This window comes from Streptomyces sp. NPDC052107, from assembly GCF_040680215.1.
Classification (GTDB): Bacteria; Actinomycetota; Actinomycetes; order Streptomycetales; family Streptomycetaceae; genus Streptomyces.
Window position 1 is genome coordinate 1 of record NZ_JBFAWG010000106.1, and the last position, 17,680, is coordinate 17,680.

At 71.6% G+C, this 17,680-nt stretch carries 17 protein-coding genes and 1 pseudogene; 10 read left to right on the plus strand and 8 right to left on the minus strand.

Features of this window, described 5'->3' with window-relative positions:
* Positions 1-204: 204 nt before the first annotated feature.
* Positions 205-1,806: an alpha/beta hydrolase gene (locus AB0M27_RS41645; protein ID WP_365730362.1), complete on the minus strand. Its 1,602-nt coding sequence runs from the start codon at positions 1,804-1,806 to the stop codon at positions 205-207.
* A gap of 283 nt (positions 1,807-2,089) precedes the next feature.
* Between AB0M27_RS41645 and AB0M27_RS41650 the strand changes: the two genes are divergently transcribed.
* Positions 2,090-2,761: a chaplin gene (locus tag AB0M27_RS41650; protein ID WP_365730364.1), complete on the plus strand. Its 672-nt coding sequence runs from the start codon at positions 2,090-2,092 to the stop codon at positions 2,759-2,761.
* Positions 2,762-3,551: 790 nt separating this feature from the next.
* Positions 3,552-4,406: a GNAT family N-acetyltransferase gene (locus AB0M27_RS41655; RefSeq protein ID WP_365730367.1), complete on the plus strand. Its 855-nt coding sequence runs from the start codon at positions 3,552-3,554 to the stop codon at positions 4,404-4,406.
* A gap of 3 nt (positions 4,407-4,409) precedes the next feature.
* Here the strand turns inward: AB0M27_RS41655 and AB0M27_RS41660 are convergent, their stop codons facing one another.
* The gene (locus AB0M27_RS41660; protein ID WP_365730370.1) at positions 4,410-4,892 is read right to left on the minus strand and encodes a nucleoside deaminase; all 483 of its coding nucleotides are present in this window, start codon (positions 4,890-4,892) and stop codon (positions 4,410-4,412) included.
* Positions 4,876-6,174 (minus strand): MFS transporter, encoded by a 1,299-nt coding sequence (locus tag AB0M27_RS41665; RefSeq protein WP_365730372.1) that lies wholly within the window; start codon positions 6,172-6,174, stop codon positions 4,876-4,878. The genes AB0M27_RS41660 and AB0M27_RS41665 overlap by 17 nt, the downstream gene beginning before the upstream one ends.
* Positions 6,175-6,234: 60 nt before the next feature.
* Between AB0M27_RS41665 and AB0M27_RS41670 the strand changes: the two genes are divergently transcribed.
* Positions 6,235-6,612, plus strand: coding sequence for a MerR family transcriptional regulator (locus AB0M27_RS41670; RefSeq protein ID WP_365730374.1), 378 nt, complete (start codon positions 6,235-6,237; stop codon positions 6,610-6,612).
* A gap of 41 nt (positions 6,613-6,653) precedes the next feature.
* Positions 6,654-7,430 (plus strand): GNAT family N-acetyltransferase, encoded by a 777-nt coding sequence (locus AB0M27_RS41675; RefSeq protein WP_365730376.1) that lies wholly within the window; start codon positions 6,654-6,656, stop codon positions 7,428-7,430.
* A 7-nt stretch (positions 7,431-7,437) separates the two neighbouring features.
* Here the strand turns inward: AB0M27_RS41675 and AB0M27_RS41680 are convergent, their stop codons facing one another.
* On the minus strand, positions 7,438-7,701 hold the full coding sequence (locus AB0M27_RS41680; RefSeq protein ID WP_365730378.1) for a GlsB/YeaQ/YmgE family stress response membrane protein: 264 nt from the start codon (positions 7,699-7,701) through the stop codon (positions 7,438-7,440).
* Positions 7,702-7,912: 211 nt separating this feature from the next.
* On the opposite strand from AB0M27_RS41680, the gene AB0M27_RS41685 reads away from it, so the two are divergent.
* The gene (locus tag AB0M27_RS41685; protein ID WP_365730380.1) at positions 7,913-9,361 is read left to right on the plus strand and encodes a hydrolase; all 1,449 of its coding nucleotides are present in this window, start codon (positions 7,913-7,915) and stop codon (positions 9,359-9,361) included.
* A 40-nt stretch (positions 9,362-9,401) separates the two neighbouring features.
* Here the strand turns inward: AB0M27_RS41685 and AB0M27_RS41690 are convergent, their stop codons facing one another.
* Together AB0M27_RS41690 and AB0M27_RS41695 are read right to left on the minus strand one after the other, a co-directional pair.
* Entirely contained in the window at positions 9,402-9,623 is a 222-nt protein-coding gene (locus AB0M27_RS41690; protein WP_365730381.1) for a hypothetical protein, read from the minus strand.
* Between the two features lie 106 nt (positions 9,624-9,729).
* A complete protein-coding gene (locus AB0M27_RS41695) occupies positions 9,730-10,914 on the minus strand; it encodes an ROK family transcriptional regulator (RefSeq protein WP_365730383.1) in 1,185 nt (394 codons plus the stop codon).
* 118 nt (positions 10,915-11,032) lie between these two features.
* Here AB0M27_RS41695 and AB0M27_RS41700 point away from each other — a divergent pair, with 118 nt between their 5' ends.
* The 3 genes and pseudogenes from AB0M27_RS41700 (at position 11,033) to AB0M27_RS41710 (ending at position 14,586) form a co-directional block, all read left to right on the plus strand.
* Positions 11,033-12,484, plus strand: coding sequence for an APC family permease (locus AB0M27_RS41700; RefSeq protein WP_365730385.1), 1,452 nt, complete (start codon positions 11,033-11,035; stop codon positions 12,482-12,484).
* 87 nt (positions 12,485-12,571) lie between these two features.
* Positions 12,572-13,118: pseudogene (locus AB0M27_RS41705) on the plus strand (GNAT family N-acetyltransferase).
* 700 nt (positions 13,119-13,818) lie between these two features.
* The gene (locus AB0M27_RS41710; protein WP_365730387.1) at positions 13,819-14,586 is read left to right on the plus strand and encodes a metalloregulator ArsR/SmtB family transcription factor; all 768 of its coding nucleotides are present in this window, start codon (positions 13,819-13,821) and stop codon (positions 14,584-14,586) included.
* Positions 14,587-14,664: 78 nt separating this feature from the next.
* On the opposite strand, the gene AB0M27_RS41715 is transcribed toward AB0M27_RS41710, so the two are convergent.
* Complete coding sequence (locus tag AB0M27_RS41715; RefSeq protein WP_365730389.1) at positions 14,665-15,099, minus strand: SPW repeat protein; 435 nt, start codon at positions 15,097-15,099, stop codon at positions 14,665-14,667.
* Positions 15,100-15,403: 304 nt separating this feature from the next.
* Between AB0M27_RS41715 and AB0M27_RS41720 the strand changes: the two genes are divergently transcribed.
* On the plus strand, positions 15,404-15,940 hold the full coding sequence (locus AB0M27_RS41720) for an HXXEE domain-containing protein (RefSeq protein WP_365730391.1): 537 nt from the start codon (positions 15,404-15,406) through the stop codon (positions 15,938-15,940).
* A 48-nt stretch (positions 15,941-15,988) separates the two neighbouring features.
* On the opposite strand, the gene AB0M27_RS41725 is transcribed toward AB0M27_RS41720, so the two are convergent.
* Positions 15,989-17,026 carry an acyl-CoA dehydrogenase family protein gene (locus AB0M27_RS41725; protein ID WP_365730393.1) on the minus strand — a complete coding sequence of 346 codons (1,038 nt, stop codon included), beginning with the start codon at positions 17,024-17,026 and terminating at the stop codon, positions 15,989-15,991.
* Between the two features lie 111 nt (positions 17,027-17,137).
* On the opposite strand from AB0M27_RS41725, the gene AB0M27_RS41730 reads away from it, so the two are divergent.
* Complete coding sequence (locus AB0M27_RS41730; protein WP_365730395.1) at positions 17,138-17,488, plus strand: YciI family protein; 351 nt, start codon at positions 17,138-17,140, stop codon at positions 17,486-17,488.
* The last annotated feature ends 192 nt before the right edge of the window (positions 17,489-17,680 follow it).

Sequence of the window (17,680 nt, forward strand, 5' to 3'; positions counted from 1 at the left end):
TGCCCAGACCCTCCCGGCCTGGGCCCGGACGCCCACCCGGCTCGAAGAACCGCAGGCCAGCCCCACGTCACGAGCCCGGGAAAACCGTGAAACGAGTCGAAACCCTCACCGAACACGTCCGCCTGAAACAGCAGCGAGGATAAAGATCAAGCTGAGAGGTTGTGCGTGATTCGCGGCTGTTACCCGTTTGCGCCGCACCTGCCATCAGTTGGTGGAGTTCGTGATGCCGCTCCAGGCGTTGCCGTCCGCCGGGCAGGAGCTGCCGCTCGGCGGCAGGGAGCCGTAGAGCAGGAAGTCGTCGACCTTCCGGTGCACGCACTTGGAGGAGGTGTAGCCGGTGTGGCCGTCGCCCCTGTTGTCGAGCACCACCGCCGACGAACCGAGCCGCGCGGCCGTCTCCACCGTCCACCGGTACGGCGTCGCCGGGTCGCCGCGCGTGCCCACCAGCAGCATCCTCGCCGAGTCGACGTTCTTCACCCGGTCACGGATGAAGTCGGTGCCCTTGGGGCGGCCGTAGCACATGAGCAGCTGGGTCAGCCGGTAGCGGCCGAAGACCGGCGAGGCCTGCTCGTACTCGGCCCGCAGTCTCTTCAGATCCTTGGTGACCTGCGCCGCGCCGGGCCGGTCGGGGTCGTCGGCGCAGTTGATCGCCATCAGCGCGGCCTCGAGGTTGTCCACCGGCACGTCCTGCGGATCGACCAGGCCGCCGTTCTTGTGGTGCCCGCCGAGGGGCGGCAGACCCGAGCCCCCGGTGGCGAAGCTCAGGATCCGCCGTGTGTCGCCGTCCTCGACCAGCGAGGCCAGGGCGCGCTCCAGGGAGGGCCACAGCTGCTTGCTGTAGAGGCCCTGCCCGATGGCGCCGACCAGGTCCTGTCCGGAGAAGGAGCCGCCGAAGTCCGTCGGGACCGGGCTCTTGTCGAGCGAGCGCACGATCCCGAGCACCTGGTCCCCGGCCGCACGCCGGTCCTGCCCGAACGGACAGGCGACGTCCGTCGTACACCAGTCCAGGAAATCGTCCAGCGCGGTCTGCTGCCCCTGGGCGCCGGCCACCCCCTGCTCGGCCAGCGGCTCGGTCAGGGTGTCCACGCCGTCGAGGGCGACCCGGCCGACCTTGTGCGGGAACTGCGCCGCGTACACCGCACCGAGCCGGGTCCCATAGGAGAAGCCGAGGTAGTTGAGCTTCTTGTCGCCGAGGGCCTGGCGGATGACGTCCAGGTCGCGGGAGGCGTTCACGGTGCCTATGTGGGGCAGTACCGGGCCGGAGTGCCGGGCGCACTCGGCGGCGGCCTCGCGCAACTTGGCGAGCAGCGTCTGCGGATGGGCGAGGCCGGACTCGTCGTCCATCGCTGTGGAGGCCTCGTCGCTGCCCTCGCCGCAGCTGACGGGGGAGGAGCGGCCGACACCGCGCGGGTCGAAGCCGACCACGTCGTAGCCGTTGGTCAGGTCCATGAACTGCTTGCCTTCGGCGGCGAGCGAAGGGATGCCCGCGGCGCCGGGGCCGCCGAAGTTCAGCAGCACCGAGCCCCGCTTCTTCCCGGTGGCCTGGTAGCGGGCGAGGGCCACGTCGAGCGTGCCCGTGCGCGGCCGGGCGTAGTCGAGCGGGACGGTGACCTTCCCGCACTGGAGGTCCTTCGGCATGTCCGGGCCCTTGCAGGCCGCCCACGTGACCTTCTGCTGGTAGAAGCGGGACAGGTCGGGCTGCGGTCGGCCGGTCGCGGGCAGTCCGGCGCCGAGCAGCGCCAGGGCGAGGGCTCCGGTACCCGCGCAGCGCCGCACGGCGGGCCGTGTGGACAGCGTGACCAGCATCGAAAGCCTCCCGGGACGCCTGTCGCGGACCGGCGGGCGGCGCCCTCGGATCACCATAAGCGGGCCCCGGACGGCCCGCCTCCCGACGAGCGGGGTGGCGCCCCGTGCCGTATTGTCCGCACCCTGCGTGCCCGTTATCGATCATTGGGTGGCTCTACTCGCAGTTCGATAACACCGTCGCTCGACGGAGTGAAAGGCCGATCAGCCATAACTCGGATGGTGCATCTGCGTTTTACGGGGTGCGGGTGAGTGCCCGCGACGAAGTCTGGAAGGCAGGGAACCTATGAGACGGGCTACCCGTAACGGTGTGATCGCCGTCGTCACCGCCTCCGGAGCGATGGTCGTGGCGCTGCCGGTGTCCGCCGCCTTCGCCGCCGACGGTGCCACCGCAGACGGCTCCGCGGCAGGCTCGCCCGGGCTGATCTCCGGCAACGGCATCCAGCTCCCGGTGCATGTGCCGGTGAACGTGTGCGGCAACACCGTGAACGTGGTGGGGCTGCTCAATCCGGCCGCCGGCAACGCCTGCGCCAACCGCGCGCACCGCGGCGCCGAGCAGGGCGGGTCGGCGACGGCCGGGGGCGCCGTTGCCCATGGCGGCGCGCAGGACTCGCCCGGCGTGCTCTCCGGCAACGACGTCCAGCTCCCCGTCGACCTGCCGGTGAACGTCAGCGGCAACGGCGTCGACGTGGTCGGGGTGGGCAACCCGGCCGAGGGCAACCGGTCGGTCAACGGCCCCGACGACCAGCCCCGCACCCCGCACCCGGCCCCGAAGCCCCCGGCCCCCACCCGGCACCAGCCCCTCCCGTACACACCGAGCCTGGTGGCCCAGCCGACGACGCCCGCGCTGGCCCACACCGGTGCGGACGTCACCGTGCCCGCCGTAGCCGGAAGCGCCGCGCTCCTCCTCACCGGCACGGTCCTCTACCGCCGCTTCCGTCCCGTGCGCACCCGCTGACCCCATCCCCCTCCAAAGGCCCCACCGGACGCCGGCCCGGTGGGGCTCGGTCTGCCCGACGGATCACGGGCGGGATCACGGGCGCACGGGTGCCTGCGCTGCCGCCGCCGTCCGTGGAGCGGCGGATCAGTCGGGAGGGTGGTCGACCGCCGGGCGCGGTTCGTGCCGTGCCCGGCGCCTGGCGTTCTCGGCGTGGAGCCCGTGCGGCCGTCGCAGCCTCGGGACCGCCCTCAGCCACCGCCCGGGGGGAGAAGCGGCGAACGACGCTCGTTTCCCGGTCCGCGAGCCGGAAGCCGCCGTCGGGATGGCGACGATGCGGTTGAGCGATCGTGCGTGCGGCACGGACCACAGAGTGAGCTTGCCCGCCGGGGTGCGGCGCCCGACCGTGGTGTCCGTCGTGAACCAGGAGCGCCCCGCGGGGACTGGCGATGACAAGGGTGGGGTGCCGGGCGTGCGGGACGGGGAAGCGTGCGACGGCGCCGCCGACACTGATGCGTCCGTGCCCTCCCGTCTGTGTGAACCAGAGCGTGCCGGCGGAACCCTTGACGATGCGCTGTGGGTCGGTGGCCGGGTGCAGCGGCCGGCTCGGGTAGCGGCCCTCGGCCGTGACACGTCCGATGCCGTCGGGGCCGCCCTGTGCGACGGCGAGCGCGGAGAACCACACGGCGTGGTCCCGGGCCTGTGGTGATGCAGTGGGCCGGGAACGGCCGATCTCCCCATGGTATGACCCCCGTTGATCCGGAAGGATGCGGCACGACAGTCCGGTCCCGACGGAAATTGGAGCGCATCGATGACCTCTGCGGCCCCCCACGACCTCGTCGTCACCCAGGCTACTCTCGCCGACTGGCCGGTGATCGCCGGATGGGCGGCGGCGGAGGGCTGGAATCCCGGACTGTCGGACGGGCCCGCCTTCTTCGCGCAGGATCCCGACGGGTTCTTCCTCGGCCGTGTCGACGGGGAGCCGGTGTCGGCGATCTCCGTGGTGAACTACGGCGCGGCGTACGGCTTCCTGGGCTGCTACCTGGTCCGGCCCGACCTGCGCGGCCACGGCCACGGCCTCACCACCTGGAAGACCGCCCTCGCCCACGCCGGCAGCCGCACCGTCGGCCTGGACGGGGTCGTCGCCCAGCAGGACAACTACCGCCAGTCCGGGTTCGAACTCGCCCACCGCACCATCCGGTTCACCGGTACCGCCGCGCAGCACGAGACGCCCGCGGGCGTCCGCCCGGCCGGGGCCGCCGACCTCGCCGCGATCACCGCCTACGACAGCGCCTGCTACCCGGCCGACCGTCCGCGCTTTCTCGCCGAGTGGCTCACCGGACCCGGGCACCGGGCCTTCGTCCGCCACGACGGCGCCCGCCTCACCGGCTACGGCGTGCTCCGCCCCGGCCACGACACCCTGCGCATCGGCCCCCTCTTCGCGGACACCGCCGACGACGCCCGCGCCCTGTTCGCCGCCCTCACGGCCGACGCCGCAGGACGCGGGGTCTCCATCGACGTGCCCGAGCCGAACGCGGCCGGTGTCGCGCTCGCCGAAGAGGCCGGATTCCAGGCCTCGTTCGAGACCGCCCGCATGTACACCGGACCGGTCCGTGAGCACGCCCGGCACCGGGTGTTCGGCGTCACCACGCTCGAACTCGGCTGACATTCAAGAGCGTTGCTGCCGGTAGCGGCGGTGCAGCTCCCGCACCTCAGGCACCAGCTCCGGCACCGGCCCCTCGACGGCCACACCGGGCGCGACCTCCTGGACCGCCAGCGACCGCACCGGGGCCTGCGGGGCACCCAACTCGTCCAGCCAGCCGGAGAGTTGGCCGCACGAAGCGACGTACACGATGCGGCCGAGCCCCACCCAGGCGTGCGCGGCCGCGCACATCGGGCAGTGCTCGCCGGAGGTGTAGACGGTGGCCGCCGCACGCTCGGCGGGCGTCAGGTGCGCGGCCGACCAGCGGGCCAGCTCGAACTCGGGGTGCCGGGTGTGGTCTCCGCCCTTCACCCGGTTGCGGTCCTCGGCCAGCACCCGGCCGTCCCCGGCCACCAGCACCGACCCGAACGGCTCGTCACCGTCCTGGAGCGCCTCGACCGCCAGCTCCACACAGCGGCGCAGGTACCGCTGCTCACTGTCCTTCACCATCGGCCACCGACCTCCTCGCAACATGATCTCCGGCAGGGCACGCTACGGCCACCGGTACCGGCTCGGCCAGCACCTTTGCCTCCGGAGCAAGGGCGTGCCGCAGGCGCGGGAAGGCATGGTGCCGGGCCGCCGCGACCGTCACGAGCGCCAGCACGGCCGGCGGCAGGGCCGTCCAGGGCAGGGCTCCGGGACCCAGCGCGTCCAGCGCCACACCGCCGGTGAGTGAACCGGCGGCGATGCCCGCGTTGTACACCGTCGTCTGCAAGGAGGTCGCGACATCGGCCTCGGCCGGGCCCGAGGCGTCGACCAGCGCGGTCTGGATCAGCGTCGGTGCCCCGCCGAAGGCCACGCCCCACAGCGCCACCGCGCCGACCAGCAGCGCGTGCGCCCGCGCGCCCGCGCCCAGCGTCAGCAGTACGCCGGTGAACAGGGCCAGTGCCGCGAGCAGGGTGGGGCGCAGATACCGGTCGATCAGGACCCCGGTGACCCAGATCCCGGCCACCGTGGCCGTCCCGAACACCGCCAGCAGCAGGCCCGTACGGCCGTACCCGGCGTGTCCGGCGAACAGGGCGACGTAGGTGTACAGGACCTGGTGGCCCAGCAGCAGGAACAGGGTCACCGACAGCACCGGTCGGATGCCGGGGCGCAGCGCGGCCCGGGCGAGCGGCACGCGCGCGTGCGCCGGTTCGCCGGGGAAACCTGGCACCCGCAGCCGTATCCACCCCACGAGCAGTACGGCGAGCGCGGCCAGCGCCCCGAAGGCCGCCCGCCAGCCCACCGCACCGGCCAGCGCGCTGCCGGCGGGCACCCCGAGCGACATGGCCAGGGTGATGCCGGCCAGCACGATCGCGATGGCCCGCCCGCGCCGCCCGGCCGGCACCATCCGGGCCGCACAGCCGGTCAGCATCGCCCACAGGGTGCCGCCCATCGCACCCGCCAGCAGCCGGGCCGCGAAGGTGAGCGCGTACGACGACGACAGTGCGACCAGCGTGTTGCTGACGGCGAAGCCCAGCAGGGCGGCGCACAGCACCGGCCGCCGTGGCAGCCCGCGCAGGGCCGCGGTGAGCGGGACGGCGGCCAGGAAGGAGGCCGCCGCGTACGCGGTGACCAGGAAACCGATCCGGGACTCGGCGACGTCCAGCGGGTGGGCCATCGCGGGCAGCAGGCCGGCCGGCAGGAGTTCCGTCATGACGGCGGTGAACGCGGCACAGGACAGGGCCAGCAGCCCCGACCACGGCAGCGGACCAGCCTTGACCTGGGAAGACGTGGAGGACAGGGTCATGCGACCATGGTCGGAGCCTGACATCAGTGTGAAGGTCAAGCGCGGACGTGGGAGGCGGCCATGCGGATCGGTGAACTGTCGCGCCGCACGGGCGTACCGGCCCGGCTGCTGCGCTACTACGAGGAACAGGACCTCCTCCACCCCGGACGCGGCGACAACGGCTACCGCAGCTACCCCGAGTCCGCGGTCGCCGACGTTCAGCGGATCCGCGGCCTGCTGGACTCCGGCCTGACCACCGAGATGATCCGGGCGATCCTGCCGTACCTCTCGGGTCCGGGCGAGCTGCACCCGCCCGCCGCGTGCGTGACCCCCGAGACGGCCGCCCTGCTCCAGGGGCACATCGACCGCATCCAGTCGCGCATCGACTGCCTGGCCCGCAACCGCGACCGGCTCAGCGCCTACCTGGCCGCCGTACGTCCGGAGCCCGGTGCGGAGTAATCCCGTTGCCCCGGTCCGGTCCGGCATGGTCGAGTCGGCGCATGGATCACTTGGCGGTGCTCGCCCTCTACGACCGTGACATGCGCGAGAACGCGGCTCCCGACGGACCTGGTGCCCGGATCGAACGGTCCGGCGCGGTGGTGCGTCAGGTCGCGGACGCGCAGGGGTGGAACGGCGTGCTCTGGTCGGATCTGGACACCGCGGGCGCGGACCGGGCGATCCACGACCAGCTCGCGTACTTCACCGGCCTCGGCCGTGACTTCGAGTGGAAGCTCTACGGCCACGACCGGCCGCACGACCTCGGCGCCCGGCTCGTCGCCGCCGGATTCCGGGCCGAGCCCGAGGAGACACTGATGATCGGCGAGACCGGCCGGCTCGCCGTGGACGCCGAACCTCCCGAGGGCATCCGCCTTGTGCAGGCCACCGACCCGGCCGGCGTCGACCTCGTCGTGGACGTCCACGAGAAGGCCTTCGGCACCGACGGCGGCGGGCTGCGACACCGGCTGCTCGCCCGCCTGGCCACCGACCCCGGCACGGTCGTCGCCGTGGTCGCGCTGGCCGGGGACGAACCCGTGAGCGCGGCCCGGATGGAGCTGGTGCCCGGCACCCGGTTCGCCGGGCTGTGGGGCGGCGGCACCGTCGAGGCCTGGCGGGGCCGGGGCGTCTACCGTGCCCTGGTCGCCCACCGCGCCCGCGTCGCCGCCGCCCACGGCTACCGCTACCTCCAGGTCGACGCCTCACCCATGAGCCGCCCGATCCTCGAACGCCTCGGCTTCGAGGCGCTGAGCACCACCACCCCTTACCTGTACGACGGCTGACGCCACGTCAGCGACGCACGCGGGACCGGTCCAGCGCAGCGATCCCGACCGCCGCCAGGGCGATCTGGATGAACCACTCGATCCAGTCGGGACCCTTGGTGTCCGCGACCCCGAACCCGGCGGCGATCGCCGAGCCCAGCAGCGCCGCCACGATGCCGACGACGATGGTCCACAGGACGCCGATGTGCTGTCGCCCGGGGACGACCAGGCGCCCCAGGACGCCGATGACGAGGCCGATGATGATGGCACTGATGATGCCCGAGATCTCCATGTCCACCCCTTTTGGTGTTGCCTCCCGCTAAGCGTGTGCCCGCTGTAGACGGAGGCACTCCGCTCCGGTTATTGCCGGGACTTTCTGTTCATCCGGCTTTCATGCCATGTACCTTTCAACCACTCGACGCGTGTAGAACCCTCAAGCGGGCTCTACGCGCGCAGACTTGGCGCCGCACCGCCTCTCCCCACCCCTCATGGAGGTTCGCCGGATGCTTGGATCCAGGAGATCCCGCCGCAGACTCACCACCGCCCTGGCCGGTTTCGGGCTGCTCCTCACCGGAGCCGCCGTCCAGGTCGGCAGCGGCACCGCCGCCCACGCGGCGACCACGCACCGCATCCTGTTCGACAACGCGCACGCCGAGACGGCCGGCAACGCCGACTGGATCATCTCCACCAGCCAGCCCGACCCGCTCGGCCAGGACTCCTCCCCGTCGGCCGAGACGGACTGGACCGGCGCCCTGTCCTCCTGGGGCGTGGCGCTGCAGAAGACCGGCAGCTACAGCCTGAAGACGCTGCCGTCGGGCTCCAGCCTCGGCTACGGAGGCTCGTCCTCGACCGACCTGTCGAACTTCGACACGCTGGTCCTGCCGGAACCCAACACGCTGTTCACGAGCGCCGAGAAGACGGCGATCATGAACTTCGTGAAGAACGGCGGCAGTCTGTTCATGATCTCCGACCACACCGGTGCCGACCGCAACAACGACGGCAACGACGCGGTCGAGATCCTCAACGACCTGATGACGAACAACAGCGTCGACTCCACCGACCCGTTCGGCTTCTCGATCGACTCGCTGAACATCAGCTCCGACCACCCGGCCGCGATCAGCGACAGCACCGACCCGGTGCTGCACGGCTCCTTCGGTACGGTCACCAAGAGCCTCATCGCGAACGGCACCACTGCCACGCTCAAGCCGTCGGACAACCCGAACGTCAAGGGCCTGCTGTACCGCACCGGCTACTCCGGTAACACTGGCGCCTTCTTCCTCACCAGCACCTTCGGCAGCGGCCGCGTCGCGTTCTGGGGCGACAGCTCCCCGATCGACGACGGCACCGGCCAGTCCGGCAACACCCTCTACGACGGCTGGAACGACTCCAGCGCCACGAACGCAGCCCTCGCCCTCAACGCCACCGCCTGGCTGGCCGGTTCGGGCACCAGCGGCGGCGGAGGCGGCGGTGGCGGCACCTGCACCGCATCCCAACTGCTCGGCAACAACGGCTTCGAGTCCGGCAACACCACCTGGAGCGCGTCCAGCGGTGTCATCACCAACGCGACCGGCGAATCGGCTCGTTCGGGCTCGTACTACGCCTGGCTCGACGGCTACGGCACCGCCACCACCGACACCCTGTCCCAGTCGGTGACCATCCCGTCCGGCTGCTCGACGGCGACGCTCAGCTTCTATCTGCACATCGACACGGCCGAGACCTCGACCAGCACGGCCTACGACACCCTGAAGGTCCAGGTCCTGGGCAGCTCGGGCACGGTCCTCGGCACCCTGGCCACGTACTCGAACCTCAACGCCGCCTCCGGTTACACCCAGCGCAGCTTCAACCTCAGCAGCTACGCCGGGCAGACCGTCACGCTGAAGTTCACCGGCACCGAGGGCTCCCAGTACCAGACGTCGTTCGTCGTGGACGACACCGCGCTCAACGTCAGCTGAACTGCGCGGGGGTGGGCCGTACCGGTCCGCCCCCGCCGTGTCAGGCCGCCGGCACCGTCCGCTCCGGCGTGTTCCAGCCGGAGATCCTCACCTCCAGCGCCGAACCGTGCAGATCGGCCGTCCGGCAGGTGGCGGTCAGCGTCACCGACTCGCCCGGCGGTGGCCGGGCGCCGGACCAGGTGCCGCCGGTGAGGGAGCCGAGCAGGCCGAGGGCCAGCGCGGTGACGGCGTACCGGCGTCCGAGGGCGGGGCTAGGGGACATGCCATGGCTCCGGGCTGGTAAAGTTAGGAAACTTTACTAACCCGGTTCAAACTAGAGGGCCGTGCGGGGCGTGTCAACGAGCGTGGCCGTAGTGGGCGTTGACGGGTCAGCTTCCGGCCGTCCTGCGCTCGAACACCAGGTCCCGCGCCGTGTCCAGCGCCGTGGCCACCGCGCCGAGCAGCACCGCGTCCTCACCGAGCCGGCTCGGCGCGATCCGCGGCCGCAGCGGGGTGAGGGCGCGCACCTGCTCCTGGACCGGACGCAGCAGCAGGTCGACGCTGTGTCCGACCCCGCCGCCGAGCACCACCAGATCCGGGTCGAGCACGGCGGCGGCCGCCGCCACGGTGTGTGCGATCCGCTCGCCCTCCAGCTCCACCGCCCGCAGAGCGGCCGGATTGCCCTGCCGGGCCGAGTCGAAGACCGCCTTCGCCGTGAGCTGCCCGCTCATCCCGAACTCCCGGGCGGCCTCCACCACGGCCACCCCGGACACCGCGTCCTCCAGCCGCTCCGGCTTCTGCCGGCCCGGCCAGGGCAGGAAGCCGATCTCGCCGGCCAGCCCGTGCGCCCCCGTGAACAGCCGTCCCTCGCTGACGACGCCCATCCCGAGGCCGGTGCCGATCAGGATGTACGCGAAGAGCCGGCTGCCGGTGCCGACGCCGTACGTGTACTCGCCGAGCGCCGCCAGGTTGGCGTCGTTGTGCACCTCCAGCGGTACGCCCAGCTCCTGGCGCATCCGGTCGACGAGCCCCGCGCGCCCCCAGCCCGGCAGATGCATCGCGTACCGCACCCGGCGCTGCCTCTCGTCGTAGACACCGGGCGTGCCGACCACCCCGTGCACCACCTCGGCCGGGTCCACACCCGAATCGGCGATCACCTGCAGGGCCGTGCCCACGACCAGGTCGGCCAGTGCGGCGGAGGCGCGGGTCCGGTTGCGTACGTCGGCACGGGCGACGACCGTGCCGTCCAGGTCGACCACCGCCACCCGCAGCCAGCCCCGCCCGATGTCGACGCCGAGGGCGTACCCGGCGGCCGGGTCGGGGGCGTAGAGCACGGCGGTGCGCCCGCGCTCCGGGGCTTGGGTGCCGACCTCGTGCACCAGGCCGGCCGCCTCCAAGGAGGCCAGCGCACTGGAGACCGTCGGCTTCGACAGGCCGGTCTCCCGGGCCAGTTGGGCGCGCGAGGCCGCACCGAGGGTGCGCAGCCGGTCCAGCAGCAGCCGCTCGTTGGTGCTGCGCAGCCGCCGGCGGCTCCAGGGCTGTTCCTGCTGCTCTTCGGCGTCACTGACGGTCATCGGACCATTCTCGTGTATTCGCGGCGCATACTTGACGCCTCTAGTAAGGCTCCTTAACTTTATCGCCCAGTCAGCCCGCCGGGTGCCGTCGAGTGCTCCCGTGGCGTCAGGAGTCCCCATGTCCGGTAGCCCGCCACCCTCGGGTGGTTTCGTCCGCCGTGTCGGCCTGTTCCAGGCCACGGCCATCAACATGAGCCAGATGTGCGGCATCGGCCCGTTCGTGACGATCCCGCTCATGGTCACCGCGTTCGGTGGCCCGCAGGCGGTCCTCGGCTTCGTCGCGGGGGCCGTCCTCGCGCTGTGCGACGGACTGGTCTGGGCCGAGCTGGGCGCCTCGATGCCCGGCTCCGGCGGCAGTTACGTCTATCTGCGCCAGGCCTTCCAGTACCGCACCGGCCGGCTGATGCCGTTCCTCTTCGTGTGGACGGCGATGCTCTTCATCCCGCTGATCATGTCCACGGGCGTGGTCGGCTTCGTCCAGTACCTGGGCTATCTGGCCCCGGACCTCGGGCAGACGGCGGGCGATCTGATCGGCCTCGGCATCATCGCCCTGGTCGTGCTCCTGCTCTGGCGCGGCATCGAGCACATCGCCCGGATCACCGCCGTGATGTGGGCGGTGATGATCGCCTCGGTGCTGCTGGTGATCGTCGCCGCGGCCACCGACTTCAGCCCGCACCTCGCCTTCACCTACCCGTCGGGCGCCTTCGACCTGACGAGCAACCACTTCTGGCTCGGCTTCGCCGCGGGCCTGACCATCGGCATCTACGACTACCTCGGCTACAACACCACCGCGTACATGGGAGCCGAGATCAAGGACCCGGGCCGTATTCTCCCGCGTTCGATCCTCTTCTCCATCCTCGGCATCATGGCGATCTACCTGCTCCTCCAGATCGGCACCCTCGGTGTCATCGACTGGCACCGGATGGCCGACCCGCACGACATCGCCTCCACCTCGGTCGCCTCGGCGGTGCTGGAGAAGACCTGGGGCAAGGGCGCCGCCGACACGGTGACCGTGCTGATCCTGGTCACCGCGTTCGCCTCGGTGTTCACCGGGCTGCTGGGCGGTTCCCGGGTGCCCTACGACGCCGCCCGCGACCGCGTCTTCTTCCGGCCGTACGAGAAACTGCACCCCAAGCACCGCTTCCCCATGCTGGGTCTCGCGACGATGGGCGTGATCACGGCGGTCGGCTTCCTGATCGGCCGGCACACCGACCTTGCGACGCTGATCCAGTTGCTCACGACGGTCATGGTGATCGTGCAGGCGCTCGCACAGATCGTCGCCCTGACCGTGCTGCGCAAACGCCAGCCGGGCCTGCGCCGCCCGTACCGGATGTGGCTCTACCCGCTGCCGAGCCTCGTCGCCTTCGCCGGCTGGTGCGTGATCTACGGTTACGCCGACAAGAACTCCCCGGGCCGCCACCCCATCGAGTGGTCCCTGGCCTGGCTGGCCCTCGGCTGTGTGGCCTTCGTCGTGTGGGCGCGGCTGGAGAAGGTGTGGCCGTTCGGGGAGAGGGAGATCAGCGAGGAGTACCTGGCGGGCACGGACCCGGATGTGGCCCCTGTGGCGTGACCGACTGGCCTGTGGTGAGCTGGAGTTACGGCAGTCATCGCAAGCCTCCCCGGCCCGGACCCGAGTCCGCCGGGGAGGCTTTCGTTCATGACCGACACCGTCCTTCCCGATGTCACCGTCCGCCCCGCGACCGCAGGGGGACCGGCCCGCCGTGGAGCGGCTGTGGCTGATGTTCCGCCATGACCTCTCCGCCTCCCGGCGCGTCCTGCCCGCCCCCGACGGCACCTTTCGCGACGAGCGGGTCGAGAGCGCCTTCACCCGTCCCGGCTGGGCGCCTTACCTGTTCGAGTGCGGCACACACCCGGCCGGCTTCGCGTTCGTGCGCGGACTCGACGGGCCGGTGCGGGTGCTGAACAGCTTCTTCGTGGTGCGCGGGGCGCGCCGCAGACGTGTCGGGCTGCGGGCCGTGCGCGCCGTACTCACCCGGCATCCCGGGCCGTGGGAGGTCGCCTTTCTGCACGACAATGCGGCTGCTGTGGCCTTCTGGCGCCAGGTCGCCGCGGACGTCGCCGGAGACGCCTGGAGGCGGGAACTGCTGCCGGTGCCGGGGCAGCCCGAACTGCCCCCGGACGTATGGCTGTCCTTCGACGTCGGGTGGCCGGGGCCGACCACCGCACAGTGCGCTGACGTCTGACGTCGGTCCGGGACGGCACATACGCCGATGCGTCGGCTCTCCGGCCGGTGGCTGCCGGGAGCCGACGCATCGTCAGTTCGCCTGTGGGCCGGGTTCTGTTGTCCACGCAGCTGCCGTCGGGTCGGTGTCCGCGGTGTCGGGCTTGTCGTCGCCGTTGTCAGAGGCGTCGTCGTTCGTCGGTACGGGCTTCGACGCGTCGTCGACCCAGGACGCCGGCCGGCCGTCCGGCTGGAGGGCCACGTGGAGCCCGTTGTTCTGGCCGTAGGCGGCCCGGCCCTTGGCGACGGGGACGCGCTTGGCTGCGGCCCGGGCTTCGGTTCGGCCCGCTCGACCCGGGAGGGCACCTTTCCGTTCGGGTGCGGCGTGACGCGCGGCCCGTTGTTCTCGCCGTGGGCCGGCTTGCCCTCGGTGACGAGGGTCCCGTACTTCGCGCCCTTGGCCCGGATCTCCGCCTCGAACCGGTGCTTGCCGGTCTTGTAGACCTTGGTGACGGAGAGCTTGTCCGCGAGCCGCACGTCCTGACGAGGGCGCGGTGGTCCTTGCAGTGGGCCGAGGCGTGGACGAGGGGGGCCGCCTCGGGAGCGGCGACGGCGAATGCGCTTGAGGTCGAGGCGGTGAGTACCGCGGTGGCGCCGGCGTGCTTGACATGCAAGTAATTGCCTGCATAACGTTGAGTGTGCAATCAGAAGGCGACACCGGGATGGACAAGGTCTTCAAGGCGCTGGCGGACGACACGCGCAGACGCCTGCTGGACCGGCTCCACGAGAACAACGGCCAGACCCTGGGTGAGCTGTGCGAGCGCATCGCCATGACGCGCCAGTCGGTGACCCAGCATCTGGCGGTCCTGGAGGCAGCCAATCTGATCAGCACGGTGCGGCGGGGGCGGGAAAAGCTGCACTACCTCAACCCCGTGCCGCTCCACGAGATCCAGGAGCGGTGGATCGACAAGTTCGAGCGCCCGCGCCTGAGTGCGCTCGGCGCCCTGAAGCGACGAGCCGAGGAAGCCATGACCGACAAGCCGAGTTTCGTGTACGTCACCTACATCGCGAGCACCCCCGAGAAGGTGTGGGAGGCGCTCACCGACGCCGACCTGACGGGCGCCTACTGGGGCCACCGCAACGAGTCCGACTGGCGGCCCGGCTCCCGCTGGGCGCATGTGCGCACCGACGGCTCCGGCATCGCCGACGTGGTCGGCAAGGTGGTGGAGAGCGAGCCGCCGACCCGGCTGGTCACCACGTGGGCCGCACCCGACCAGGAGGGTCAGGAGGACCGGCACTCCCGCGTCACCTTCGAGATCCGCCCGTACGAGGACATCGTCCGGCTCACCGTCGTCCACGAGGACCTCAACGACGAGGGCGAGCGCTCGGACGTCGCCTCCGGCTGGCCGGCCGTGCTGTCCAACCTGAAGTCGCTGCTGGAGACCGGCCGGACCCTGCCGCAGGAGCCCTGGCTGGTGCCGGGGCGCTGAGCGGACGCGATGGAGACCGGTCCGCCCGGGCGGACCGGCCTCACGTACTGCCCGTTCTTCCTTTCCGTGCGTCTCCTGTTACGGCCTGGGGGTGCTCCGCGCCGCCGTACCGGCGCAGACCAGGCCGAGTACGAGCGCCAGTGCGCCGATGATGACGTTGTTGATGATCACGCCCTGGTCCGGGCCACTGCCTACGATCCAGGGGGCGATGATCAACCAGATGCCCAGGGCGCACATGGCCCAGCTGAGGCCGTACATCCGCTCGGGGGCCCGGGTGAATCCCAGTGCCAGCAGACCTATCGCTATGCCCATGATCAGGTTGTGGGTCATGAGCGCGGGCTGGCTCGTCGTGTAGTGCACTATCCACGGAGATGCCGCGCAGTAGAGGCCGAGCAGGAAGACCGGACCGTCCACGAGCGCCACATCACGACCGCCGAGCATGCGGGCGTAGCGTGCCCGCATTTCGGAGACATCGGGGTGGGTTGATATGTCACCCCTGTGCAGGTTGGCCATGACTCGTCTCCTTTGACTTGCAGGCCAGACCGCGTCTGGTGCGGTGTATGCCGTTACCACCACGTGTTCCCAGTTTGCCCTTATTCTTTCTTTATGTGTAGGCCTGTGTCAGTACCGTGACCGGGCCGCTCGAGGCGGGCCAGGCCGTCGGCGAAGTCGGTGATCGGTCCGGTTCGGTCTGCTGGCAGTCGGCCACGTCGCCGTCGACCGGGCAGCCGCAGATCCGGCGGCGGGATCGACGACCGCACAGCACACACAGCGCCCTTCGCGGACGGATCAACTCGCCCTGGCAAACTGCGGGTTCATGACACGAGAACCGAACGAGGTCGCCGGAGCCGTCACCTGGGGTCTGCTGGCCGCGTGGGCCGTGCACGACACCGAGGAAGTGGTCATGGTGCCGCGCTGGGTGCGCACCCATGTGCCGGAGCTGCGTAAGAGGTTCCCCCGGGTGCCGGAGACGGTGTGGCGGCGGCTGGAGTCGGTGGACGCGCGGGAGTTCGGCACCGCGGTCGCCGCGATGGCGGTGGTGCTGGCCGCTGCCGCCGCCGACGGGCACCGGACCGGGGGCCGGTCCGCCGTCTACCAGACCGCGCTCAACGCCTTCGGCCTGCACGGCCTGGTCCATCTGGCACAGGCGGCGGCCATGCGCGGTTACACACCCGGCTCCGCGACCACGCCCCTGGTGGTCCTGCCGTTCACCGTGTGGGCCCGTGGCCGGCTGCGCCGGTCCGGCGTCCTGCGCTCCATCCGGCCCCGGGATCTGGCCGAAGGTCTGGCCTTCGCCGCGGCGGCCGCGGTCGGCACCCACGCCCTGGCCCAGGGCCTGCCGCGCCGGCGATGACGGCTCGGGAGCCTGCCGTAGCTACGCCCCAGCCGCCCGCACGGCGCCTCACGCGCCCCCAAGCGCTCGCAGCTGTGCCGTCCGGGTCTGCGCCGTCTGCCCCTGAACCAGCAGGAACAGTGCCTCCCGGGCGAGGCGCTGGGCGCGGCTCGTCAGAGCCATCGACCGGCCGCCCCCGGCCACCACCGCCGCCGTGGTGGCCGTCCGCAGCACCTCGTACGCCTCCGCGCGCACCGCCAGCCGCTCCGCGACCCGCTCCCGCGGTGCCGGGTCATCCGCCAGGGCGTAGGCGCGACGGCGGACGTCGGACAGCCGGGTCGTGAGCGGGGCGGCCGTCTCCGCGTCCAGCAGGGACAGGGCGGCCTCCGCCACGCCGAACACCGCCGGGCTCGCGTTCAGCGTCCTGGCCCGGTCCCCGGGAGCCCACCGCTCGTACGGCGTCCGCAGGGCCACGGCCTCCTCGGGCAGCCACAGCCCGGACAGCTCCAGCGACACCGTGCGCGCGGCGGTGAGGGCCGCGAGGCGCATCGGCTCCGAGGCCCGCAGCCCCGGCTGCTCGCGCGCCTCGGTGAACGCGAACAGCACCTCGCCGGCGTCCGTCATCCCGGCGAGCAGCATCACGTCGTTCAGGCCCCAGCCGGTGTACCAGGGCACGGTCCCCTCGAACCGCCAGCCGTCGCCCTCCCGGCGGACCCGCACCGGGATGCGCGGATACGACCGCAGATGCGCGTACGCCACCCCGGACAGCAACTCCCCTCGCGACAGCGGGCCCAACAGCCGCTCGCGGACCGGGAGTTCACTCTGGACCAGGGTCTGCACCGGCGTGTGGTGCTGGGTCTGCACGAACCACGTCGAGCAGCACGCCCCGGCCAGGATCTCCGCGGTCCGGCGCAGCACGTCCGGCGGGGCGCCCGAGCCGCCGTACACGACCGGCGCGGCAACCCCGAGCAGCCCCGACCTCTTCACCGCCTCGATGTGGCTCACCGGCACGCCCTCCTGGTCCACCCGCTCGGCCTCGGGGACGAGCAGGTCCGTGGCGAGCCGGCGGGCGCGGTCGACGAGCGGATGCGCGGGGGTGGCTGTCATGCGGAAGATTCTTTCGAAGATGCCGCCGGTGCGCTGTCGATCCGGGGACCGGCCGTTCGTGTAGGAGGTGACAGGCAACCGAGAGACCCTGAGGTCACCTAGGAGGACGTCATGAAGCACTACCTGCTCAGCGTGGTCCAGCCCGCCGACAGTACCCCGCCCGCCCCCGACGCGCTCGCCGCGATCATGCGCGACGTCGAGGCCTTCAACGACGAGCTGCGCGCCGCGGGAGCGTGGGTGTTCGCGGGCGGCCTGCACGGCCCGGAGACCGCCACCGTGCTCCGCCCCAAGGGCGGCGACGTGCTCATCACCGACGGGCCCTACGCCGAGGGCAAGGAGTACCTGGGCGGACTCTGCCTGATCAGGGCCGCCGACCTGGACGAGGCGCTGGAGTGGGGCCGCAAGGCCGCCCTGGCGACCACGCTGCCCATCGAGGTGCGGCCGTTCGTCGACCAGCACTAGCGTCCCTGATCAGCTAAGCGAACCTATGCGAACCGTAGGGTCCGACGCGGGTTCTGCCCATCTTGGCGGGGATGCATGAGCGTGGAGATGGAATCCTGCGCCCAGTGCTGCTCCGCGTGGCCGGTGTCGGCGGGTGGTGGGTGTGCTGATCGTGGTCACGTCCTGGTGCCGGTGGGCAGCGCGGGGCAGCCG

Excerpts from the sequence above, each read along its gene's own strand:
- AB0M27_RS41645 (WP_365730362.1), bottom strand. The coding sequence starts at position 1,806 with ATGCTGGTCACGCTGTCCACACGGCCCGCCGTGCGGCGCTGCGCGGGT.
- AB0M27_RS41675 (WP_365730376.1), top strand. The coding sequence starts at position 6,654 with ATGGATCACTTGGCGGTGCTCGCCCTCTACGACCGTGACATGCGCGAG.
- AB0M27_RS41685 (WP_365730380.1), top strand. The coding sequence starts at position 7,913 with ATGCTTGGATCCAGGAGATCCCGCCGCAGACTCACCACCGCCCTGGCC.
- AB0M27_RS41670 (WP_365730374.1), top strand. The coding sequence starts at position 6,235 with ATGCGGATCGGTGAACTGTCGCGCCGCACGGGCGTACCGGCCCGGCTG.
- AB0M27_RS41715 (WP_365730389.1), bottom strand. The coding sequence starts at position 15,099 with ATGGCCAACCTGCACAGGGGTGACATATCAACCCACCCCGATGTCTCC.
- AB0M27_RS41710 (WP_365730387.1), top strand. The coding sequence starts at position 13,819 with ATGGACAAGGTCTTCAAGGCGCTGGCGGACGACACGCGCAGACGCCTG.
- AB0M27_RS41650 (WP_365730364.1), top strand. The coding sequence starts at position 2,090 with ATGAGACGGGCTACCCGTAACGGTGTGATCGCCGTCGTCACCGCCTCC.
- AB0M27_RS41660 (WP_365730370.1), bottom strand. The coding sequence starts at position 4,892 with ATGGTGAAGGACAGTGAGCAGCGGTACCTGCGCCGCTGTGTGGAGCTG.
- AB0M27_RS41720 (WP_365730391.1), top strand. The coding sequence starts at position 15,404 with ATGACACGAGAACCGAACGAGGTCGCCGGAGCCGTCACCTGGGGTCTG.
- AB0M27_RS41700 (WP_365730385.1), top strand. The coding sequence starts at position 11,033 with ATGTCCGGTAGCCCGCCACCCTCGGGTGGTTTCGTCCGCCGTGTCGGC.
- AB0M27_RS41730 (WP_365730395.1), top strand. The coding sequence starts at position 17,138 with ATGAAGCACTACCTGCTCAGCGTGGTCCAGCCCGCCGACAGTACCCCG.
- AB0M27_RS41690 (WP_365730381.1), bottom strand. The coding sequence starts at position 9,623 with ATGTCCCCTAGCCCCGCCCTCGGACGCCGGTACGCCGTCACCGCGCTG.
- AB0M27_RS41695 (WP_365730383.1), bottom strand. The coding sequence starts at position 10,914 with ATGACCGTCAGTGACGCCGAAGAGCAGCAGGAACAGCCCTGGAGCCGC.
- AB0M27_RS41680 (WP_365730378.1), bottom strand. The coding sequence starts at position 7,701 with ATGGAGATCTCGGGCATCATCAGTGCCATCATCATCGGCCTCGTCATC.
- AB0M27_RS41665 (WP_365730372.1), bottom strand. The coding sequence starts at position 6,174 with ATGACCCTGTCCTCCACGTCTTCCCAGGTCAAGGCTGGTCCGCTGCCG.
- AB0M27_RS41655 (WP_365730367.1), top strand. The coding sequence starts at position 3,552 with ATGACCTCTGCGGCCCCCCACGACCTCGTCGTCACCCAGGCTACTCTC.
- AB0M27_RS41725 (WP_365730393.1), bottom strand. The coding sequence starts at position 17,026 with ATGACAGCCACCCCCGCGCATCCGCTCGTCGACCGCGCCCGCCGGCTC.